Origin of the sequence: uncultured Anaerotruncus sp. (assembly GCF_902490045.1) — a bacterium.
GTDB lineage: Bacteria > Bacillota > Clostridia > Oscillospirales > Ruminococcaceae > Anaerotruncus.
The window spans coordinates 1-3,073 of the sequence record NZ_CABUCJ010000183.1; the positions used below are offsets into that span (position 1 = coordinate 1).

The 3,073-nt window shown below is 62.9% G+C and carries 2 protein-coding genes; both read left to right on the forward strand.

All coding sequences use genetic code 11. The features are described 5' to 3' along the window. Positions 1 to 307 precede the first annotated feature (307 nt). Complete coding sequence (locus RDM88_RS12410; protein ID WP_308755137.1) at positions 308 to 2,671, forward strand: UvrD-helicase domain-containing protein; 2,364 nt, start codon at positions 308 to 310, stop codon at positions 2,669 to 2,671. 141 nt (positions 2,672 to 2,812) lie between these two features. Further along, positions 2,813 to 3,037 (forward strand): hypothetical protein, encoded by a 225-nt coding sequence (locus RDM88_RS12415; protein ID WP_308755138.1) that lies wholly within the window; start codon positions 2,813 to 2,815, stop codon positions 3,035 to 3,037. The last annotated feature ends 36 nt before the right edge of the window (positions 3,038 to 3,073 follow it).

Consider the following 3,073-nt stretch of genomic DNA (forward strand, 5'->3'; position numbering starts at 1 on the left):
TGTAAGCCGCCTTTGGCGGCTTTGCGCGGCTGCGCCGCGCGGTGTGGATGTTACACCATAGCCAAAACCGGCGAAGCCGGTTTCGCGCCGCCCTGCGGCGCACAAGCCCAAAGGGCTTGCAGCTGTGGTATAATAGCCGCAGCGGCTATTATACATTTATGGCCAGGCGGATCCGTTGGCTGTGCCAACTCCCCGCCCAATGGCCAATTATACCAGTCCGCTTCGCGGATGTGGTATAATACCTATCATGTTTTTATCGCGGGCGCGGGCCGCGCCCGACCAAAAACGGAATGTGTGGAGAAACGCAATGGATTTATCGCTGAAAGACCGGTACATAGCGGCGCGGCGCCGCATCATCGACGACTTCTTCGCCCGGATGAACCCGATGCAGAGGCAGGCGGTCTACACGCTGGACGGGCCGGTGCTGATCCTGGCGGGCGCGGGCAGCGGAAAGACGACGGTCATCATCAACCGCATCGCGAACATGGTGCTCTTCGGGGACGCCTACCACAGCACCTGGATGCCCGAGCAGGTCACGGCGGAGGACGTCGCCTTCCTCGAGGAGTACGCCGACGGGGAGAGCTGGGATTCCGACCGTGCCTTTTCGCTCATCCGCAGCCGCACCGTCATGCCCTGGAACATCCTCGCAATCACCTTCACCAACAAGGCCGCCGGGGAATTGCGCGAGCGGCTTTCGGCGATGCTCGGGGCGACGGCGGAGGACGTGGGCGCCTCGACCTTCCATTCGGCGTGCGTGCGCATCCTGCGCCGTGAGATCGAGCGCCTCGGTTACGGGCGCAGCTTCGCGATCTACGACACCGACGACTCGCTGCGGGTGATCAAGGGCGCGCTCAAGGAGCTCAACATAGACGACAAGCGGTTCGCGCCCAAGGGGGTGCTGTCGGCGATCGGCCGCGCGAAGGACGAGCTGATGACCCCCCGGGACTACGAGGCCGGGGCGGGGGACGACTACTACAAGCAGGTCGTCGCCAAGGCGTACGCGATCTACCAGAAGCAGCTCCGGGACGCCAACGCGGTCGACTTCGACGACATCATCATGCTGACGGTGCAGCTCTTTAAGGAGTTCCCCGAGGCGCTCGACTACTACCGCAGCCGCTTCCGCTACATCATGGTGGACGAGTACCAGGACACCAACCGCGCGCAGTTCGAGCTGGTGCGCCTGCTCGCCTCTGAGAGCGGCAACCTCTGCGTCGTCGGCGACGACGACCAGAGCATCTATAAATTCCGCGGCGCGACGATCGAAAACATCCTCCAGTTCGAGGACAACTTTCCCGGCGCGCGGGTCTTCCGTCTGGAGCAGAACTACCGCAGCACCGAAACGATCCTCGACGCGGCCAACGCGGTCATCTCGAACAACACCGAGCGCAAGGGCAAGACCCTCTGGACCCAGAACGGGGAGGGGGTCAAGGTGCGGGTGCACCGCGCCGCCGACGAAAACGGGGAAGCGCAGTTCATCTGCGACACGATCCAGGCAAACGTGCAGGCGGGCGCGAAGTATTCCGACCATGTGGTGCTCTACCGCATGAACGCCCAGTCGCAGATGCTCGAGCGCGGCATGGTCAAGGCGGGCATCCCCTACCGGATCATCGGCGGCCTGCGCTTCTACGAGCGCAAGGAGATCAAGGACGTCGTCTCCTATCTGAGCGTCCTGAGCAACCAGGCGGATTCCCTGCGCCTGCGGCGGATCATCAACGAGCCCAAGCGCAAGATCGGCGACAGCACGGTGAACGCGGTGGCGGAGATCGCCGCCGGGACGGGCACGACGATGTTCGAGGTGCTTGAGCACGCGGACGAATACGCCTCCCTTGGGCGCAAGACGGCCGACCTCATGGCGTTCGCGGCGATGATGCGCGGGCTGATCGCGGAGGCGGACACGCTGCCGCTGGGCGAGCTGCTCGACGAGCTGCTCGACAGGACCGGCTACCTCGCGATGCTCCAGTCGGAGGGCTTCGAGGGCCAGACGCGGATTGAGAACATCGAGGAGCTCAAGAGCACGATGAACCGCTATGAGGAGGAGAACGCCGAGTCCTCCCTCTCCGGCTTCCTGGAGGAGATCTCCCTCTACACCGACATCGACAAATACGACCCGAACGACGACGCGGTGGTGCTGATGACGATGCACTCGGCCAAGGGGCTCGAATTCGACAACGTCTTCATCGCGGGCGCGGAGGAGGGGATCTTCCCCGGCGTGCAGGCGATGTACGACCCCGCGCAGGTGGAGGAGGAGCGGCGGCTCGCCTACGTGTCGATCACCCGCGCCAAAAAACAGCTTTACATCTCCGACGCGGCGCAGCGGATGCTCTTCGGGCAGACGATGCGCAACCGTCCCTCGCGGTTTTTGGCGGAGATCCCGCAGGAGCTGTGCGAGGCGGAGGACGAGACGCTGCTCCGCCGCCAGCAGGCGGCCGCCATGCCGGCGAAAAAGCCCCGCTACTCGGAGAGCGACCGGATGCTGGGGGTGGGCCGCCAGCCCGCGCCCGACGAGGGCTTCGACCTGCGTCCGGGGGACGGGGTCACGCACAAGGTGTTCGGCGGCGGCATGGTGATTTCGGTCACGCCGATGGGTAACGACCACCTCGTGGAGGTGGCGTTCGACAGTGTCGGAACCAAGAAGGTTATGGCGAAATTCGCCCGTCTGAAGAAAGTTTAACGGGTTTTTTAGTCGAATGTTCACGATTTGTTAAAAACGCCCTTCTTCGATTCGACAGATTCCGCCAATTACAGTAAGTATAATGTAATTGCAGCGAACGAAAGATAACGCTGTCGAAAAAAGTCAAGGATGGGATAGCAGATGAACACAATCAAAAAGTGGATCCTCGCGGTCCAAATCGAGAACAGGTGGAAGAAGATCGGGGTCAACCGCAGGAAGATGGGCGCCCTGCTGGACAGCGGCGAGCCTTACAGCTCTCCCGCGCTTGTCCGGCTGGACGGGGAGACCGCCCTGCTCGGCTACCAGGCCAGGCAGATGGAACGCCGTTACCGGGAGCTGATGGGCGAGGCGCTGGTGAGCGCCTGAACGGATACATACGACAAAAAAACCGGGGCCGCGCAG

Coding starts and splice junctions, on each gene's coding strand:
- RDM88_RS12410 (WP_308755137.1), top strand. CDS start 308: ATGGATTTATCGCTGAAAGACCGGTACATAGCGGCGCGGCGCCGCATC.
- RDM88_RS12415 (WP_308755138.1), top strand. CDS start 2,813: ATGAACACAATCAAAAAGTGGATCCTCGCGGTCCAAATCGAGAACAGG.